A 17,835-nucleotide genomic window follows, 5' to 3' on the forward strand; every position below is an offset into this window, starting at 1 on the left:
GCTTTTCGGCTTACGCCTTCTGATGGTTACGGCGGTTCGTGATCAGCATCGATACCAGAACGAACAGCACCGCGAGGAGGAACATCGCCGTACCGATCACATTGATCTGCACGGGCGTTCCGCGCTGCGCCGAACCCCACACGAACATGGGGAAGGTGACGGTCGAACCGGCATTGAAATTGGTGATGATGAAATCGTCGAAGGACAGCGCGAAGGACAGCAGCGCGCCCGCGGCGATTCCGGGTGCCGCGATCGGCAGGGTGACCCGCAGGAAGGTCTGCACGGGCCCGGCGTAAAGGTCCCGGGCGGCCTCCTCCAGGCGCGGGTCCATCGACATCACACGCGCCTTGACCGCGGTGACGACGAAGCTGAGACAGAACATGATGTGCGCGATCAGGATCGTCCAGAAGCCGAGCTGCGCGCCCAGGTTGAGGAAGAGGGTGAGCAGCGAGGCCGCCATGACGACCTCGGGCATCGCCATCGGCAGGAAGATCAGCGAGTTGATGGCGCCGCGGGCGCGGAAGCGGTAGCGGACCAGCGCGAAGGCGATCATCGTGCCGAGGACGGTGGCGCCGAGCGTCGCCCAGACGGCGATCTGGAGGCTGATGGACAGCGAGCCGCACATGTCGGCGACGCCGCACGGCTGTTTCCACGCGTCCAGCGAGAACTGCTGCCACTGGTAGTTGAAGCGCCCCTTCGGTTTGTTGAAGGAGAACACCGTGACGATGACGTTCGGCAGCAGCAGATAGGCGAGGGTGAAAAGTCCCGCGATGACGACGAGACGGCGCTTGAGCCAGTTGACGACGGGCATTTAGACCAGGTCCTCCGTCCCGGACCGGCGGATGTAGATGGTCACCATGGCCAGGATCGCGGCCATGAGGATGAAGGAGAGGGCCGCGGCCGTCGGATAGTCGAGGATGCGCAGGAACTGCGTCTGGATCACATTGCCGATCATGCGGGTGTCGGTGGAGCCGAGGAGTTCGGAGTTGACGTAGTCACCGGCCGCCGGGATGAACGTGAGCAGCGTGCCGGAGACCACGCCCGGCATCGACAGCGGGAAGGTCACCTTGCGGAAGGTGGTCCACGGCTTGGCGTACAGGTCGCCGGCCGCCTCGTGCAGCCGCCCGTCGATCCGCTCCAGCGAGGTGTACAGCGGCAGGATCATGAACGGCAGGAAGTTGTACGTCAGCCCGCACACCACCGCGAGCGGGGTGGCCAGCACCCGGTCGCCGGCCGTCCAGCCGAGCCAGTTGGTGAGGTCCAGGACGTGCAGCGAGTTCAGCGCGTGCACGATCGGGCCGTTGTCCGCGAGGATCGTCTTCCAGGCCAGGGTGCGGATCAGGAAGCTGGTGAAGAACGGCGCGATCACCAGGATCATGATCAGGTTGCGCCAGCGGCCCGCGCGGAACGCGATCAGATAGGCCAGCGGGTAGCCGAGCAGCAGGCACCCCACGGTGGCGCCGGCCGCGTAGCACAGGGAGCGCAGGAACTGCGGCCAGTACTCGGACAGGGCGTCCCAGTAGGTCGCGAAGTGCCAGGTGACCTTGTAGCCCTCCTCCAGGGAGCCCGTCTGCACGGACGTGGAGGCCTGGTAGACCAGGGGCAGCGCGAAGAAGACGATCAGCCACAGGATGCCGGGCAGCAGCAGCCAGTACGGCGTGAACCGGCCGCGTTTGCGGGGGGCCTTGGCCTCCGGTTCGGCGGGGGCGAGCGGCGGGGGCGCCTCGGTGAGCGTCGACATCAGGCGGCGACCTCTTCCTCGGTGCCCGCGTCGATGGCCTGGGTCGCGTCGAGGCCGAAGGTGTGCGCGGGGCTCCAGTGCAGGACGACGTCCGCGCCGGGGACCAGCCGGGCGTCCCGCTCGACGTTCTGGACGTAGACCGAGAGTCCGGCGCAGGCCGGGCTGTCGATGACGTACTGGGTGGAGACGCCGATGAAGCTGGCGTCGGCGATCTTCCCGGTGAGGCGGTTGCGGCCCTCGGGGACGGCGCCCGCGTCGTCGGCGTGGGCGAGCGCGATCTTCTCGGGGCGGATGCCGACCAGCACCTTGCCGCCGGCCGGGGCGGGCGCGCTGCACCGCGCGGTGGGCAGCACCAGCTTGCCGCCGCCGGCCTTGACCACGACGTCCTCGCCGTCCTTGGTGTCGACCTCGGCCTCGATCAGGTTGGAGGTGCCGAGGAAGTTGGCGACGAAGGTGGTCTTCGGGTTCTCGTACAGGTCGGTGGGCGCGCCCAGCTGCTCGACGCGGCCCCCGTTCATCACCGCGACCGTGTCGGCCATGGTCATGGCCTCCTCCTGGTCGTGGGTGACATGGATGAAGGTGATGCCGACCTCGGTCTGGATGCGCTTGAGCTCCAGTTGCATCTGGCGGCGCAGCTTCAGGTCCAGGGCGCCCAGCGGCTCGTCGAGCAGCAGCACCTTGGGGTGGTTGATCAGCGCGCGGGCGACGGCGACGCGCTGCTGCTGGCCGCCGGAGAGCTGGTGCGGCTTCTTGCGCGCCTGCTCGCCGAGCTGGACCAGCTCCAGCATCTCCTCCACCTGCTTCTTGACGCTCTTGATGCCGCGCCGGCGCAGCCCGAACGCGACGTTCTCGAAGATGTCGAGGTGCGGGAAGAGCGCGTAGGACTGGAAGACCGTGTTGACCGGCCGTTTGTACGGCGGCAGGTGGGTGACGTCCTGGTCGCCGAGGTGCACGGTGCCGCTCGTCGGCTGCTCCAGGCCCGCGATCATGCGCAGGGTGGTGGTCTTGCCGCAGCCGGACGCGCCGAGCAGGGCGAAGAAGGAACCCTGGGGAACGGTCAGGTCCAGCGGGTGTACGGCGGTGAAGGCGCCGTAGGTCTTGCCGATACCGGAGAGGCGGACGTCGCCGCTGTTGTCTGTCGTCATCGTGGTCGTCACGCCCCTGTGAGCTTCGAGAACTTCTGCTGGTAGGCGGTCTCTTCCTTCTGCGTCAGGGCGCGGAAGGCATGGGACTTCGCCTGCATCGCCTTGTCGGGCACGATCAGCGGATTGCTCGCGGCCGACTTGTCGATCCTGGAGAGATAGGGAACCACTCCCGCGACGGGGCTCACGTAGTTGACGTAGGCGGCGAGTTCGGCGGCGGGCTCGGGCTCGTAGTAGTAGTCGATGAGCCGCTCGGCGTTCGTCTTGTGGCGCGCCTTGTTCGGGACCATCAGGTTGTCGGTCGACGTCATGTAGCCGCTGTCCGGGATGACGTAGTCGACGTCCGGGTTGTCCGCCTGGAGCTGGACGATGTCGCCGCCCCAGGCGACACAGGCGGCGAGGTCGCCCTTGGCCAGGTCGGACGTGTAGTCGTTGCCGGTGAAGCGGCGGATCTGGCCCTTGTCGACGGCCTTCTGGACGCGGGCGATGGCCGCGTCGTAGTCGTCGTCGGTGAACTTGGCCGGGTCCTTGCCCATGTCGAGCAGGACCATGCCGATGGTGTCGCGCATCTCGGTCAGCATGCCGACGCGGCCCTTGAGCCTGGGGTTGTCGAGCAGGTCGGAGACCGACTTCACCTCGATGCCGCCGAGGGCCTTCCTGTTGAAGGCGACGACGGTGGAGATGCCCTGCCAGGGGTAGGAGTAGGCGCGACCGGGGTCCCAGTCGGGGTCGCGGAACTGGTCCGACAGGTTGGCGAAGGCGTGCGGCAGGTTGGCCGCGTCGAGTTTCTGGACGTACCCGAGCCGGATCATGCGGGCGGCGAGCCAGTCGGTGAGCACGATGAGGTCGCGGCCGGTGTCCTGGCCGGCGGCGAGCTCCGGCTGGACCTTGCCGAAGAACTCGTCGTTGTCGTTGATGTCCTCGGTGTACTTGACCTGGATGCCGGACCGCTTGGCGAACGCATCGAGCGTGGGGTGGCGCTTGCCCTTGCCGTCCACGTCGATGTACTCGGGCCAGTTGGAGAAGTTGACGACCTTCTCGTCGGCCGAGTGGTCGTCGGCGGAGACGCCGCCCTGGTCCTTGGTCGCGGCGGGGATGCCGCAGGCGCTCAGGGTCCCGAGTCCGCCGATCGCGAGCGCGCCCCCGGCGGAGGCGCGCAGCAGCGAACGGCGGGTCAGCGCGGCCCTGCCGCTGCGGAAACTACGGCGTATGGCGGCCAGTTCGACCGCTGTCAGGCGGTCGGGCTCGTAACTCTCCATGCGCGTGGTGGCCTTTCGGAGGGGAGTGGTACCCGGCGAGGAGCGGGCCGCGGGTGGGGGAGGTTTTGCGGCCGAGGGCGCGGCGGCTCCTACCGGTCGCCGAAGATCGTGCGGTGCCAGTCCTTGCGGGCGACCGCCGTATTGTCGAACATTACGTGCTTGACCTGCGTGTACTCCTCGAAGGAGTACACCGACATGTCCTTGCCGAAGCCGGACGCCTTGTAGCCTCCGTGCGGCATCTCGCTGATGATCGGGATGTGATCGTTGATCCAGACGCAGCCCGCCTTGATGTCGCGGGTGGCGCGGTTGGCCCGGTAGACGCTGCGGCTCCAGGCGGAGGCGGCGAGGCCGTAGGGGGTGTCGTTGGCCAGCCGGATGCCCTCGTCGTCGCTGTCGAAGGGCAGGACGACCAGGACCGGGCCGAAGATCTCGGACTGGACGATCTCGCTGTCCTGCGGGGCGCCGGCGATCAAGGTGGGCCGGTAGTAGGCGCCCTTCGCCAGGTCGCCGCCGGGGGCCTCGCCGCCGGTCACCACGCGGGCGTAGGCGCGGGCGCGGTCCACGAAGCCGGCGACCCGGTCGCGCTGGGCGTGCGAGATGAGGGGGCCGAGGTCGGTGCCGGGGGCGAACGGGTCGCCGAGCCGCACGGTCTCCATCAGGGCGGCGGTGCGCGCGACGAACTCCTCGTACAGCGGCCGCTGTACGTAGGCGCGGGTGGCGGCGGTGCAGTCCTGGCCGGTGTTGATGAGCGCGCCGGCGACGGCGCCGTGGACGGCGGCCTCCAGGTCGGCGTCGTCGAAGACGACGAACGGGGCCTTGCCGCCCAGCTCCAGGTGGAGCCGCTTGACGGTCGCGGTGGCGACCTCGGCGACGCGCTTGCCCACGCCGGTGGACCCGGTGAAGGAGGTCATCGCCACGTCGGGGTGGCCGACCAGGTGCTCGCCGGCCTCCCGGCCGGTGCCGGTGACGATGTTGACCACGCCGTCCGGCAGGCCCGCGTCGGTGGCGGCAAGGGCGAAGAGCAGGGAGGTCAGCGGGGTCAGCTCGGCGGGCTTCAGCACGATGGTGTTGCCCGCGGCGATCGCCGGGAGCACCTTCCAGGCGGCCATCTGGAGCGGGTAGTTCCAGGGCGCGATGGAGCCGACGACGCCGATCGGCTCGCGCCGGACGTACGACGTGTGGTCGCCGGAGTACTCGCCGGCCGACTGCCCCTGGAGGTGCCGGGCGGCACCGGCGAAGAAGGCGGTGTTGTCGACGGTCCCCGGGACGTCGAACTCGCGGCTGAGCTTCAGCGGCTTGCCGCACTGAAGGGACTCGGCGCGGGCGAACTCCTCGGCGCGGTCGGCGAGCACGGTGGCGAAGCGGTGCAGGGCGTCCGAGCGCTCGCCCGGGGTGGCCGAGGCCCAGCCGGGGAAGGCGGCGCGTGCGGCCTCGACGGCCGCGTCGACGTCGTCGGTGCCGGCCAGGTCGTAGGTGAACACCTCGGTGCCGGTGGCCGGGTCGATCACGGCGTGGGTGCGGCCCGAAGTGCCCCTGGTCAGACGGCCGTCGATGAACTGCGCGCCGTCGGCGAAACGGTCCTCGGCGGGAAATCGTTCCTGGGTGGCGGTGCCCGGGTTGTGCATGTCGCTCTCCTCCGCCCTGCACCCCGCGTCAGGGGTGGGTGGCGTAGCTCCAGCTCGATTTGAGTGCCGATCCTGACAGAGCCGTTAGCCTCCAACAAGTGATTCCGTTGTTGCCTTTTGGTTACGCGACGGAATCTGTCGACCAGGTGTCGAGTCGGGTGTGGAAAAGGCGGACGGTGTGTCAGTGGTGCGTGCCAGACTCGCGTGCATGGGGAAGATCAACGGGATGGAAGCCCTGGTCAGCGAGGTCCGTGCGGGGTCGCGCGTGAAGTACCTGCACTTCTGGGGCCACCGGCCCCGGCCGGACGGCACGATCGGCGCGAGCTGTCTCAGCCAGTGGTGGCCGTCGCCGTTCGTGGTCGACGGAAAGCGCTACGCGACGGCCGAGCACTGGATGATGGCGGCCAAGGCCCGTCTGTTCGGCGACGAGCGGGCGGAGGAGCGGGTGCTCTCCGCGGCCCATCCCGCCGAGGCCAAGAAGGCGGGCCGCCTGGTCCGCGACTTCGACGAGGCGATATGGGAGCGGGAGCGCTTCCGCATCGTGGTCGAGGGCAGCGTCCACAAGTTCGCCTCCGACGACACCCTGCGCGCCTTCCTGCTGGGCACGGGCGACCGCGTCCTGGTCGAGGCGAGCCCGCTGGACCGGGTGTGGGGCATCGGCCTGGCGGCGACCGACGAGGCGGCGTCGGACCCGGAGCACTGGCGCGGCCTGAACCTGCTGGGCTTCGCGCTGATGGAGGCACGGGCGGAACTGGCGGGGCGGTAGAGCCGGGATTCGGGGGGCCTGCCCGAACCGCGGTGCCGGGCCGGTCCGCGCGAACAGGACCGCGCCCGACCCGCCGACGGCGGGCCGGTGGCCCAGGGGGCCGGGCCACCGGGATCGGCTCGGCGGCGCCGAGCCCGTGGGTCAGCGTCCCGTCGCCACCGTGGCCGCAAGGGAGTGGGCCGAGCCGTAGTACGGGTCGTCGCTGGACGAGTCGTCGTTGAAGGCGCTGATGCCGATCACCAGCAGCAGCACCATCATGGCGACGCCGACCACGATGCCGATGACGCCCATGATCAGGCCCGCCTGGGCCTGCCCGTGGTTGGTGGCCTCGCCGCGCTCGGCCCGCCGGCGGCCCTTGATGCCGAAGACCACCGCGAGGATGCCCAGCACCAGGGAGACGACGCCGTACAGGCAGAACAGGCAGATCGACAGGATGCCGAGCACCATCGCCGCGGTGCCCATGCCGTTCTGCGGGGCCATGGGCATGCCGGTCCAGCCGTAGCTCCCCGCCGGGTAGCCGGGGTAGCCGTATCCGCCGGGGGCGGGCGCGGGCGCGGGCGCCGGGGGCATGCCGGGGCCGGTCGGCGCGATCGGCGGGGGCGGCACCGGCTCGCCCGCGCCGGGGACCGGTGCTCCGAACGCGGGCGGCGGCGGGGTGGGCGCGCCGAAGCCCGGGCCGGCCGCGCCGGGCGGGGCGAAGTTGGGCTGCGCGTGACCGCCGGTCGGCAGGTCGGTCACGGTGGCCTGGTCGTGCACGGAGGGCGGCTGCGCCGGAGCCGGTGCGGTGGGCTGGTTCTTCTCCAGCGACGGCCGCTGCTCGGGCGGCGCCCACGGGTCGTGGCCGCCTCCGGCCGCCCCACTGGACTGCGTTCCGTCTGTCACGCGCACTTCCCCCTCGGTCGTTCGTCCCGCCATGCTAAGGCCTCCCCGGCCCGCCCGGACCGGCCGGTCCCGCCGCGGGCGCCCCCCTCCAGGCGCCGGTCCGCCGCCCTAGTCCCGCCGCCCCGCCTCGACCGCCCCGCGCGCAAGCGCACCGCCCCCGGCCCCCGCCGCCGGCTCCCGCCCGGGACCCGCGCCCCACCGCCGCCCCTCCCCCGGCCTACGATGTCCTCCGACGATCAGCCGATCACCCGCGCCGCGCCCGTGAGGGCCCGCCGGCGCCCTGCTCGGGGAGGACCCCTTGACCGACAGTTCCGTACCCGCCGCCGGCACGGCCGACCGCGACCTGCGGGCGTTCATCGCCGGACTGCCCAAGGCCGAACTGCACGTCCACCACGTGGGCTCCGCCTCCCCCCGCATCGTCTCGGAGCTGGCCGCCCGCCACCGGGACTCCAAGGTGCCCGCCGACCCCGAGGCCCTGGCCGAGTACTTCACCTTCACCGACTTCGCGCACTTCATCGAGGTGTACCTGTCGGTGGTGGACCTGATCCGCACGCCGGAGGACGTCCGGCTGCTCACCTACGAGGTGGCCCGCGACCTGGCCCGCCAGCAGGTGCGCTACGCCGAGCTGACGATCACGCCGTACTCCTCCACCCGGCGCGGCATAGACGAGCGGGCCTTCATGGCCGCGATCGAGGACGCCCGCAAGGCCGCCGAGGCCGACTTCGGCACCGCGCTGCGCTGGTGCTTCGACATCCCCGGCGAGGCCGGTCTGGAGTCCGCCGAGGAGACCGCCCGGCTCGCCACCGACGACCGGATCCGCCCGGAGGGCCTGGTGTCGTTCGGGCTGGGCGGCCCCGAGATCGGCGTGCCCCGCCCGCAGTTCAAGCCGTACTTCGACCGGGCCATCGCCGCCGGTCTGCGCTCCGTGCCGCACGCCGGCGAGACCACCGGCCCGCAGACGGTGTGGGACGCGCTGGGCGAGCTGCGCGCCGAGCGCATCGGGCACGGCACCAGCTCCGCACAGGACCCGGCGCTGCTCGCGCACCTCGCCGAGCGGCGCATCCCGCTGGAGGTCTGCCCGACCTCCAACATCGCCACGCGCGCGGTCCGCAGCCTGGACGAGCACCCGATCAAGGAGTTCGCGAAGGCGGGCGTGCTGATCACGGTCAACTCCGACGACCCGCCGATGTTCGGCACCGACCTCAACAACGAGTACGCGGTGGCCGCCCGCCTCCTCGACCTGGACGAGCGCGGCCTCGCGGACCTCGCCAAGAACGCCGTGGAGGCGTCCTTCCTGGACCCGGCGGGCAAGGCGCGGATCGGGGCGGAGATCGACACGTACACCTCGCGCTGGCTCGCCGGCTGAGGCGCACCACAATGGGGGCCATGCAGAACGTGACCGCCGTGGCCCACCGCGGCGACCCCTACCGCTTCCGCGAGAACACCCTCGACTCGCTGCGTTCCGCGCTCGACCGGGGCGCGGACGTGGTCGAGATCGACGTACGGCTCACCCGTGACGGCGTGCCCGTGCTGCTGCACGACGACACCCTGGAGCGGCTGTGGGAGCTGGACCGGCCGCTGGGCGCGCTGTCCGCCGACGAGGTGCGCGCTCTCACCGGCGGCCGGGTGCCGACGCTGGCGCAGGCGCTGGCCGCGACCGGTGACAGCCGGGTGATGGTGGACCTGTGCGGGCGGGTCACCCGGCGGACGATGGACCGGATCCTGGACGTCGTCCGGCAGAGCGGGGCCGGGGAGCGGGTGTACTACAGCGCGGGCGCGGAGACCATGCTCACCGTCCGCGCCGCCGACCCGGCCGCCGAGATCGCCCTGACCTGGACGACGCTGGCCCCGCCCCGGCCCGCGCTGCTGGCCGCGATCCGCCCGCGCTGGCTCAACTACCGCTTCTCCCTGGTGGACCGGGACCTGGTCGCCCGCGTCCACCGGGACGGGCAGCTCGTCTCCGTCTGGACCCCGGACACCCGGCGCGCCCTCTCCCGGCTGCTGGACCAGGGCGTGGACTCGATCACCACGAACCGCATCGACGTCCTGCACCATCTGCGTTCGACCCCCCGCGAACTCCCGCGGAGGACCCGCCGGTAGCCACCGCGGCGGCTCCCCGGGGAAGGCCCCCTACGACTCCCTTACTGCTGAGTCGGGTTACCTGGAGCGGTACCGGGGTGGGGCGCCCTCCTCGGTGATGATCCGTACGGGGTGCGGCACACCGGAGACCGATCGCGTCCCGGCCACCGAATCCCCGCGGAGCCCGCATGCGTCCGCGCACCCGCGCCGCGATGCTCACCGCCACCACCCTGACCCTGGCCCCTGTCCGCCGGTGCCCCAGCTGCCCCCGCCGCGCCCGCCTCCCACCGGAACACCGCCCCGGACGCGGCGGCGTTGCGGGCCGCGCTCGCCGCGACCTGCGCCGCCCCCTGGTCTACTCGGTCGCCACCGACGCCAAGGGCGATTCGGTGAACGCCGTCACCCGGCGGATCGTCCTCGCGGCCCTCGCCCGGCCGTAAGCCGGCCGCCCCGGCGGGCGTCCGCATCACCGGCAGGTGTATCCGCCGAACGCGGGCACACGGAAGGGGTACGGCCGGTCGCCGAAGGAGGAGACAGTGGAAGACGGGTCCTCGTTGAAGGCTGTGGGATGGGCACGCACCCTGCCCGTGAGCAGCGGGGTGAAAGCGGCCAGGGACTGGACACGGGCGCATCTGGAGACGCTCGGCTGGACGCGGACGGCGCCGGAGCTGGTGGATTCGGTACTGCTGACCGTCTCCGAGCTCGTCACCAACGCCCACGTGCACGCCCACAGCACGGCGCAGCTGATCCTCACCTGGGACGAGGGCTGCCTCCATGTGACCGTGCACGACGCCGATTCCAGGCTGCCCGAGCAACGGCGCCCCGACGCCGGCGCCCCGGGCGGGCGCGGGCTGCTGCTGGTCGACGCCCTCGCCCACGAGTGGGAGGTCCACCGCTGCCCCCGGGGCAAGGACATCGTCGCCTGCTTCCGGCCGCCCGCGGCCGCCGTCGACGCGTGACGGGCCACCGAGTTCCGAAGACCCCGGCCAGGAGGAATCCCGCGTGACCATACCCATACGCCCAGGGCGGCGCGGCCGCGACGACCGGCGCTTCGACCTGCGCGCGACCGCCCTGTTCTTCCTGCTGCTGGCGGTCGCCCTGTGCCTGCTCGGCTTCGTGGTCCGTACCGCGGCGGCCGCCGTGGAGCACCGTCCGTCGTGGGTCGGCGCGTTGCTGATGCTGGCGGTCGCGGTCGCGCTGCTGTCCCGGTCCAGGTGGCGCCGCTGGTCGGCCGCGCGATGCGCGCGCCGGGCCGCGCGGGCGCTGGAGGAGGCGGCGGAGGAGGCGGCCGACAGCCTGGGCGGCGGGGCGGTGGGGGCGAACGGGCCGACGGCCTTCGAGGGCGGCCGGGCCGCGGAGCCGTCCGCGGGCGCCGTGCGCCCGGAGGAGCCGGAGGTGGCGGCGACCGTGCCCGTCGCCGCCCGGCAGGACGAGGAGATCACCGAACACCTCGGCGTTCCCGGCCCGCCCGCCGACTACGCCGAGCTGGACCCCGACGGGTTCGAGCAGGCCGTGGCCGAGCTGTGCGTCCGCGACGACTGCCGGTCCGTGGAAGTCGTCGGCGGCGCGGGCGACTTGGGGGCGGACGTCATCGCGCACACGGCGGACGGCCTGCGCGTGGTCATCCAGTGCAAGCTGTACGGCGAGGCCCACAAGGTCGGTTCGCAGGACATGCAGCGGTTCGGCGGGACCTGCTTCACCATCCACGAGGCCGATGTCGCGGCGCTGGTCACCACGAGCGACTTCACCACGCCCGCCCTCGAGTACGCGGCCGAGTGCGGCATCGTCTGCGTGAACGGCCAGGACCTGGAGGCGTGGCGGTACGGCACGGGTCCGAGTCCGTGGCAGCTCGCGCGGGCGGAGCCCTGAGCGCGGTCCGGTGGCGCCGGGTCAGGTGCGGGCGGGCGCGACGGCGACGGCCCCGGCGCCGGTCAGCGCCGCGAGCCGCTTGATCTTTTGGCGCACGACGTACAGCGGGACGACCCCGAAGACGCCGAACGACATGTCGATCAGGGACCACCAGAAGGGGATGCCCCGGACCGGTCCGCAGACGAGGGCGAGCGGGATGATGCCGGCGCAGGCGATCATCCCGAACTCGATCACCCAGATGTTGCGCACCGGATCGCGGTACGGGCCGTAGAAGGCGACCGCGATGACGAGATGGGCGAACGCCAGCCAGTCCGTGCCGTAGAGCACGAACGGGTACTTCTCGTCCACGGTGTCGAGCCCGCCGCGCACCCGTCCGATCCACTCCGTCAGCCCCGGCAGCCGGTCCGGCACCGCCAGCGCCCGCAACACGCCTTCGGTCCAGCGCAGTTCGTGCACCAGCGGAAAGGCCGTGGCCCCGCTCAGCACCAGGCACACCACGAAGAAGACCAGCCAGCCGCGAATGCCCTTCAGAAGGGCGGCTCTGTCGCTCATGCGCAGAGCGTACGTTAAATTGAACGCGTTCAAAACCCTCGTCAATCGCGAACTGTCGGCGTACATCCCTGTACATTTCGGACCACCGTTTCGAGAGGTGACCGGCAGACGGGGCGAGGGATGAGCGCGGACGGGCGTGGCGCGGTGCGGACCGGGAGCACGCGGCTGTGCGCGTCGCCCGGCCTGGCCGGGGGCGGACGGCTGGGACTGGTGACCAATCACACGGGGGTCCTCCCGGATCTGCGCCCCCTCGCGCCCTCGCTGCTGGAGGCCGGCGCACGGCTGGTGGCGCTGTTCGGGCCGGAGCACGGGCTGCACGGAAGCGGCCAGGCCGGCGAGGGCGGGACCGTCCGGACGGACCCGGTCACCGGACTGCCGGTCCACGACACCTACCGGTGCACGGGCGAGCGCCTCGACAAGCTGCTGACGGGCAGCGGCGTGGACACGCTGGTGTACGACCTCCAGGACGTCGGGGCCCGGTTCTACACCTACGTCTGGACCATGTTCGACCTGATGGTCTCGGCGGCCCGTACCGGTGTGCGGTTCGTCGTCGCCGACCGGCCCAACCCGCTCGGCGGGCTCGTCGGCGAGGGACCGCTGCTCGACCCCCGCTGGGCGAGTTTCGTGGGACGCGCGCCCGTCCCCGTCCGGCACGGGCTCACGTGCGGGGAACTCGCCCGCTGGTTCAACGCGCGGGCCGTTCCCGAACTCGCCGGCCGGCCCGCCGGGTTGACCGTGATCGAGGCCGCCGGCTGGACGCGCGACCGGGACGCCGGGGCCACCGGGCTGCCCTGGGTCGCGCCCTCGCCGAACATGCCGACGCCCGCGACCGCCGCCGTCTACCCCGGCACCTGTCTGTTCGAGGGTACGAACCTCTCCGAGGGCCGGGGCACCACCCAGCCCTTCGAGATCGTCGGGGCGCCCTACCTCGACGGCCGGTTCGCGCCCGCGCTCGCCGAACTCGCCCTGCCCGGAGTGCGTTTCCGCGAGCTGCACTTCGTCCCGGCCTTCCACAAACACGCCGGGCAGCCGCTGCGCGGAGTGCAGCTGCACGTCACCGACCGCGCGGTGTTCCGGCCCGTGCTCACCGCCGTCGCGATGCTCGCCACACTGCGGCGCCTGTACCCGGCCGACTTCGCCTGGCACACCGCGCAAGGCCCCACCGGGCACCGGCACTTCATCGATCTGCTGTGGGGCTCCGACCGGTTGCGGCACACCATCGACGCGGGCCAGGACCCGCTGCCGCTGTGCGATCCGCCCGCGCCGCCGCGGGAGTGGGCGGGCGACGACGTACTGCTGTACCGCTGAGAGCCGGGAGGACGACCCGCCGATGACATCAACTCCGCTCGTGGACACCGTGGTTCGCGGGTTCCGGGTCGGTGACGGGCCTTCGCTGGCCGAGGCCTGGAACCGGAGCGCGCCGGCCGACCCGATCAGCCCGCAGCGCTTGCGTTCGCTCGTGCTGCTGGACGCCAACTTCGACCCCGAGGGCCTGCGGGTCGCGGTGGCCGGGGACGGGAGCATCGCGGGCGCGGCCTACGCGGTGCGCCGGCTGACCCCGCTGTACGGCACCGACGCGGAACCGCGGCAGGGCTGGGTCCCGTTCTTCTTCATCGATCCGGCCGCGCGTGGGCAGGGCCTCGGCCGGCTGCTGCTGACCGAGGCCCTCGACTGGCTGCGCGCGCACGGCCGCACCAGGGTGGACTTCTCCTCCTACACCCCGAACTACCTGCTGCCTGGCCTGGACGCCGAAACGTACCCACAGGCGGCGAAGCTCCTCGACTCGCTGGGCTTCCGGACGCTGTACGAGGCGGCGGCGATGGACCGCTCCCTGGTCGGCTACCGGCTGCCCGCGGCCGTCGCCCGGCGCCGGGACGAACTGGTCGCGCGGGGCTACCGGTTCGAAACGCCGGCCGACGACGACCTGGTGGAGCTGATCGCCCTGGCCCGCGACCACTTCACCCCCGACTGGGCGCGCGCGATCCGCGAGAGTCTGCTCTCGGGCACGCCGCCGGAGCGGATCGTCGTCGCCCGGGAACCCGCGGGGCGTCTCGTCGGCTGGGCGATGCACGGCGCGTACGAGTCGGCGCCGGAGCGGTTCGGGCCGTTCGGGGTGCTGGCGCCGATGCGCGGCACCGGGCTGGGCAAGGTACTGCTGCACCTGGTCCTCGGCCGCATGCGGGCGCACGGGGCGCACGGCGCGTGGTTCCTGTGGACCGGCGAACGGTCCCCGGCGGGCCATCTGTACCGTGCGGCCGGCTTCACCACGACCCGGGTGTTCCGGGTGCTGCGCCGGGAGGCGGACCGGTGACGCGGCCCGGGCGCGGCCCGAGCCGGCGGCGCTTCGCGCTCGCGCTGCCCTCCGCCCTGCTCACCGCGGGCTGCGCCGGCCGGCACCAGGGCACCGGCCGCCCCGGGGACCCGATCGTCCTCACCCTGCTCTCCCATTACTCCAGCGGGGTGCTCCGCAAGGCACTCCAGGACCCGGTCGACGAGTGGAACGCCACCCACGACCGGGTCAAGGTGCGCACCGAAGCGGTGGAGTTCACCGATCTGCTGACCACCTTCATGGTCCGGCAGGCGGCCGGTCAGGGCGCCGACATCGTCCAGCCGTACTGCCTGTGGACCGGCCAGCTGGTGCGGGCCGGTGTGCTGCGGCCCGCCCCGCCGGAACACGCCGAGGAGATCAGGCGCGGCTACCGCGCGGCCGCGGTCGGCGGCGCCTCGGTGGCGGGCCGCGTCTACGGCTACCCCACCGAGGTGCAGACGTACGCCCTCTACTACAACTCCCGGCTGCTGCGCGCCTCCGGCATCGCGGAACCTCCCCGCACCTGGCCCGAGTTGGAGGAGGCGGCGGCCCGCACCATGCGACGGGACCGGTACGGCAACACCCTGGTCCAGGGGTTCGGACTGTCCGTGTACGACGACTCCACCACCGTCGGCCAGACCCTCGCCCTGCTGAACGCGGCCGGCGGCGGCTTCGTCACGCCGGACGGCGGCCGCACCGCTCTCGACTCGCCGGCCGGGCGCGCGGTGTTCGAGCTGGAGCACCGGCTGGTCTCCAGCGGTGCGAGCGCCCCCGGTGTCAATGTCTACCAGGCGTTCCCGTCCGGGCAGGTGGCCATGGTGATCGGTGCGGGCTGGTGGACGGGGAGTCTGAGGCCGCTGATGGGCGCGGACTACCGCGACGTCGGTGTCGCGCCCGTGCCGGTCCCCGCGGCGGGCGACCGGCACGCCACCCTCTCCACCGGCTTCCTCCTCGGGGTCAACACCGCCTGCCGGCACCCGGACGCGGCCTGGGAGTTCCTGCGCTGGCTCAACGCCGGCCGGACCCGGGTGCGGGGCGGTGCGACGGTGACCCGGATGAGCGCCCTGCAAGCGGCGGTCGGCTCGCTCACCGGCCGCGACGACGACATGCGGGCCCTGCTGGGCGGGGACGGCGATCCGAACACGCGCCCCTTCCTGGACGCGCTGGCCTACGCGGTGCCGGAGCCGAACGGGCCGGGCGCGCAGCAGGCCAAGACGCTGCTGCGCACGAACATCGAGGCGTTGTGGACCGGTCAGCAGTCGGTCGACCGGGCTCTGCGCACCATCCGCCGCCAGGTCGACCGGGAGGTGGCGCGCCCATGGTGAACACCCTGGCACCGCGGACGGCCGGACCGGCCACGCACCGCCCGCCGCCCGCCGGCGCCGGACGGGACCGGGCGCGACGCCGCCAGACCGCCGTCGCCTACCTCTTCCTGGCCCCGACGCTGCTGTTCTTCGCGGTCTTCCTGGTCCTGCCGCTCGGCTTCGCGCTGCTGCTGTCGACGTCCCGCTGGGCCGGGTTCGCCCTGTCGGACATCCGCCCGGTGGGACCGGCCAACTTCACCGGTCTGTTCGCGGACGGCTCGACCTTCCTCGCGCCGGTCCTGACCAACACCCTGCTGTTCGCCCTGGGCACGGTGTCGCTCGCGCTCGCCGGGTCGGTAGCCGTCGCCACCTGCATCGACAGGCTGCGGTTCCAGGGGCTGTGGCGCACGCTGTACTTCCTGCCGATGGTCACGACCGTCGTCGCCGTCGGCAATGTGTGGAAGTACATGTACGAGCCGGGCGGGCTGGTCAACGGCGTCCTCAACGCGCTCGGCCTGGGCTCGGTCGCGTTCCTCCAGGACCCGCACACCGCGCTGCCGGCGGTGGTGGTCGTCCAGGCGTGGGCGTCGGCCGGTTCGGCGGTCCTCGTGCTGACGGCGGGGCTGAAGTCCGTCCCGGTGACGTACTACGAGGCCGCCGCGCTGGACGGCGCCGGAGCGGTCACCGTCTTCTGGCGGATCACCCTGCCGCTGCTGCGGCCGTCGCTGCTGTTCGTCTGCGTCACCCAGTTCCTCACCGGGCTCCAGTCGTTCGCGCTGATCACGGTGATGACCAAGGGCGGCCCCGGGGACGCGACCGCGGTGGCCGCGCTGGAGATGTACCGGCAGGCGTTCTCGTACGGCGACTGGGGCACGGCGAGTGCGGCGGCGTTCGTGCTGTTCGTCGTGGTCCTGCTGATCACCCTGGCGCAGCTGTGGCTGTTCCGGCGCAGGGGGGAGGACGCGTGAGCCGGCGCCGCCGCTTCCCGCTGCTGTCGTATCTGCTGGTGGTGTCCGGTGCCGTGCTGATGGTGGTGCCGTTCCTCGACATGGTGATGACGTCGTTCAAGGGGCCGGGCGAGTCCGGCAGACTGCCGTACCGCTTCCTGCCCGAGGCGTTCGGCCTCGCCAACTACCGGGCGGCGATCGGCCAGTTGAACCTTCCGCTGCTGTTCCGCAACAGCGTCACCGTGACGGCGCTGATCACCGCCTCGGTGCTGCTCACGTCCTCGCTGGCCGGCTACGCGCTGGCCAAGCTGCGCTTCCCAGGCCGGGACCTGGTCTTCCGGCTGGTCCTCACGACGATGATGTTCCCGCCGTTCCTCTTCTTCATCCCGCACTTCCTGATCCTGGCGCACTGGCCGCTGGCGGGCGGCAACGACCTGTTCGGGCGCGGCGGCGCGGGGCTGACCGTCAGCATCGTGGCGCTCGCGATGCCGTTCCTCGTCAACGGCTTCGGGATCTTCCTGACACGCCAGTTCGTGATCGCGATCCCGGACGAGGTCCTGGAGGCCGCGCGGCTCGACGGGGCGGGCGAGTTCACCCTGTGGTGGCGGATCGTCCTCCCCCAGACCAAGCCGGTCCTGGTCACCCTCGCCCTGCTGACCTTCGTGGACGCCTGGAACGAGTACATCTGGGCCCTGCTGATCTCCACCGCCGACCCGGACGTGATGACCCTTCCGGTGGGCATCCAGCTCCTCCAGGACCACGTCGACCCCACCCGCACCATGCCCGTCGTCATGGCCGCGCTGGTCCTCAGCGTCCTCCCGATCCTCGTCCTCTTCCTGCTGCTCCAGAAGCACTACGTCCGGGGCGTGATGCTCAGCGGCCTCAAGTGAGGGCGGGGGCGCACCAGACCGCCTCCAGGTCGTCGCAGCGGACGGTGATCGACGCGTCGGTGAGCGCGATCTCGTGCGCGCAGCCGCCGTCCTCGTCCGGGAGGATCTCGTCGAGCAGTACGGTGTCGACCCGCATCCAGTCGAGGGCGCGGTGGTGGTCGATGGAGAAGTGCCGCACGCCCGAGTAGCGGATGCGCAGGCCCTCGTCGTGCTTCCACCGGTTGGGCGCGAACTCCAGCACCAGCACGCCGCTCTTGTCGGTGGCCGGCCGGATCGCGGCCAGCTCCAGGTCCTTCACGCAGCGGGTGGCGGACGGGATGTCGTAGTGGCCGGGCGCACAGGCGAAGGCGCGGGCGCCCGGCGGCAACCGGGCGCCGAGGCGCGGGAGTTCGTCCAGGTAGGCGCGCGGGTCGAGGAAGAAGCCGTGGTCCTGCCAGACGGCCGTGACGTACTTCATCGGCAACCTTTCGA

18 protein-coding genes and 1 pseudogene are annotated in these 17,835 nt (G+C 71.9%); 11 read left to right on the plus strand and 8 right to left on the minus strand.

From position 1 onward, the window contains the following. Positions 1–10 precede the first annotated feature (10 nt). The 5 genes from HZZ00_RS28920 to HZZ00_RS28940 form a co-directional block, all read right to left on the minus strand. A complete protein-coding gene (locus HZZ00_RS28920) occupies positions 11–811 on the minus strand; it encodes an ABC transporter permease (protein WP_180329184.1) in 801 nt (266 codons plus the stop codon). Beyond that, positions 812–1,741 (minus strand): ABC transporter permease, encoded by a 930-nt coding sequence (locus HZZ00_RS28925; RefSeq protein ID WP_180329185.1) that lies wholly within the window; start codon positions 1,739–1,741, stop codon positions 812–814. Beyond that, on the minus strand, positions 1,741–2,886 hold the full coding sequence (locus HZZ00_RS28930; protein WP_180333758.1) for an ABC transporter ATP-binding protein: 1,146 nt from the start codon (positions 2,884–2,886) through the stop codon (positions 1,741–1,743). Before HZZ00_RS28930 ends, HZZ00_RS28925 begins: the two co-directional genes overlap by 1 nt. 8 nt (positions 2,887–2,894) lie before the next feature. After that, positions 2,895–4,142 (minus strand): spermidine/putrescine ABC transporter substrate-binding protein, encoded by a 1,248-nt coding sequence (locus HZZ00_RS28935; protein WP_180329186.1) that lies wholly within the window; start codon positions 4,140–4,142, stop codon positions 2,895–2,897. 89 nt (positions 4,143–4,231) lie between these two features. Beyond that, a complete protein-coding gene (locus tag HZZ00_RS28940) occupies positions 4,232–5,767 on the minus strand; it encodes a gamma-aminobutyraldehyde dehydrogenase (RefSeq protein ID WP_180329187.1) in 1,536 nt (511 codons plus the stop codon). 208 nt (positions 5,768–5,975) lie between these two features. On the opposite strand from HZZ00_RS28940, the gene HZZ00_RS28945 reads away from it, so the two are divergent. Next, entirely contained in the window at positions 5,976–6,533 is a 558-nt protein-coding gene (locus tag HZZ00_RS28945; RefSeq protein ID WP_180329188.1) for an NADAR family protein, read from the plus strand. Between the two features lie 141 nt (positions 6,534–6,674). Here HZZ00_RS28945 and HZZ00_RS28950 read toward each other — a convergent pair whose 3' ends face one another. Further along, positions 6,675–7,415 carry a DUF4190 domain-containing protein gene (locus tag HZZ00_RS28950; protein WP_257585443.1) on the minus strand — a complete coding sequence of 247 codons (741 nt, stop codon included), beginning with the start codon at positions 7,413–7,415 and terminating at the stop codon, positions 6,675–6,677. Between the two features lie 222 nt (positions 7,416–7,637). Here HZZ00_RS28950 and HZZ00_RS28955 point away from each other — a divergent pair. The 5 genes and pseudogenes from HZZ00_RS28955 to HZZ00_RS28975 all read left to right on the plus strand — a co-directional run bounded on the left by HZZ00_RS28955 (position 7,638) and on the right by HZZ00_RS28975 (position 11,363). Next, positions 7,638–8,781 (plus strand): annotated as a pseudogene (locus HZZ00_RS28955) (adenosine deaminase). Between the two features lie 20 nt (positions 8,782–8,801). Then, positions 8,802–9,515: a glycerophosphodiester phosphodiesterase gene (locus HZZ00_RS28960; protein ID WP_180329191.1), complete on the plus strand. Its 714-nt coding sequence runs from the start codon at positions 8,802–8,804 to the stop codon at positions 9,513–9,515. A 167-nt stretch (positions 9,516–9,682) separates the two neighbouring features. Then, on the plus strand, positions 9,683–9,934 hold the full coding sequence (locus HZZ00_RS28965; protein WP_180329192.1) for a hypothetical protein: 252 nt from the start codon (positions 9,683–9,685) through the stop codon (positions 9,932–9,934). Between the two features lie 96 nt (positions 9,935–10,030). After that, a complete protein-coding gene (locus tag HZZ00_RS28970) occupies positions 10,031–10,453 on the plus strand; it encodes an ATP-binding protein (protein ID WP_180329193.1) in 423 nt (140 codons plus the stop codon). 43 nt (positions 10,454–10,496) lie between these two features. Further along, positions 10,497–11,363 carry a restriction endonuclease gene (locus HZZ00_RS28975; RefSeq protein WP_180329194.1) on the plus strand — a complete coding sequence of 289 codons (867 nt, stop codon included), beginning with the start codon at positions 10,497–10,499 and terminating at the stop codon, positions 11,361–11,363. A gap of 21 nt (positions 11,364–11,384) precedes the next feature. Here the strand turns inward: HZZ00_RS28975 and HZZ00_RS28980 are convergent, their stop codons facing one another. After that, entirely contained in the window at positions 11,385–11,915 is a 531-nt protein-coding gene (locus HZZ00_RS28980) for a hypothetical protein (protein ID WP_180329195.1), read from the minus strand. 120 nt (positions 11,916–12,035) lie between these two features. On the opposite strand from HZZ00_RS28980, the gene HZZ00_RS28985 reads away from it, so the two are divergent. From HZZ00_RS28985 to HZZ00_RS29005, 5 genes are read left to right on the plus strand one after another with little or no spacing between them, the layout of a single operon-like run. Next, entirely contained in the window at positions 12,036–13,223 is a 1,188-nt protein-coding gene (locus tag HZZ00_RS28985; protein WP_180329196.1) for an exo-beta-N-acetylmuramidase NamZ domain-containing protein, read from the plus strand. A 40-nt stretch (positions 13,224–13,263) separates the two neighbouring features. Continuing rightward, positions 13,264–14,226: a GNAT family N-acetyltransferase gene (locus tag HZZ00_RS28990; protein ID WP_257585444.1), complete on the plus strand. Its 963-nt coding sequence runs from the start codon at positions 13,264–13,266 to the stop codon at positions 14,224–14,226. Next, positions 14,223–15,548 carry an ABC transporter substrate-binding protein gene (locus HZZ00_RS28995; RefSeq protein ID WP_180329198.1) on the plus strand — a complete coding sequence of 442 codons (1,326 nt, stop codon included), beginning with the start codon at positions 14,223–14,225 and terminating at the stop codon, positions 15,546–15,548. Before HZZ00_RS28990 ends, HZZ00_RS28995 begins: the two co-directional genes overlap by 4 nt. Next, a complete protein-coding gene (locus tag HZZ00_RS29000; protein ID WP_180329199.1) occupies positions 15,542–16,495 on the plus strand; it encodes a carbohydrate ABC transporter permease in 954 nt (317 codons plus the stop codon). Before HZZ00_RS28995 ends, HZZ00_RS29000 begins: the two co-directional genes overlap by 7 nt. Further along, positions 16,492–17,364 carry a carbohydrate ABC transporter permease gene (locus HZZ00_RS29005; protein WP_257585445.1) on the plus strand — a complete coding sequence of 291 codons (873 nt, stop codon included), beginning with the start codon at positions 16,492–16,494 and terminating at the stop codon, positions 17,362–17,364. The genes HZZ00_RS29000 and HZZ00_RS29005 overlap by 4 nt, the downstream gene beginning before the upstream one ends. On the opposite strand, the gene HZZ00_RS29010 is transcribed toward HZZ00_RS29005, so the two are convergent. Then, on the minus strand, positions 17,357–17,821 hold the full coding sequence (locus tag HZZ00_RS29010; RefSeq protein ID WP_180329200.1) for a hypothetical protein: 465 nt from the start codon (positions 17,819–17,821) through the stop codon (positions 17,357–17,359). The two genes, HZZ00_RS29005 and HZZ00_RS29010, sit on opposite strands and share 8 nt — an antisense overlap. Positions 17,822–17,835 lie beyond the last annotated feature (14 nt).

The organism is Streptomyces sp. NEAU-sy36 (assembly GCF_013423905.1).
Lineage (GTDB): Bacteria > Actinomycetota > Actinomycetes > Streptomycetales > Streptomycetaceae > Streptomyces > Streptomyces misionensis.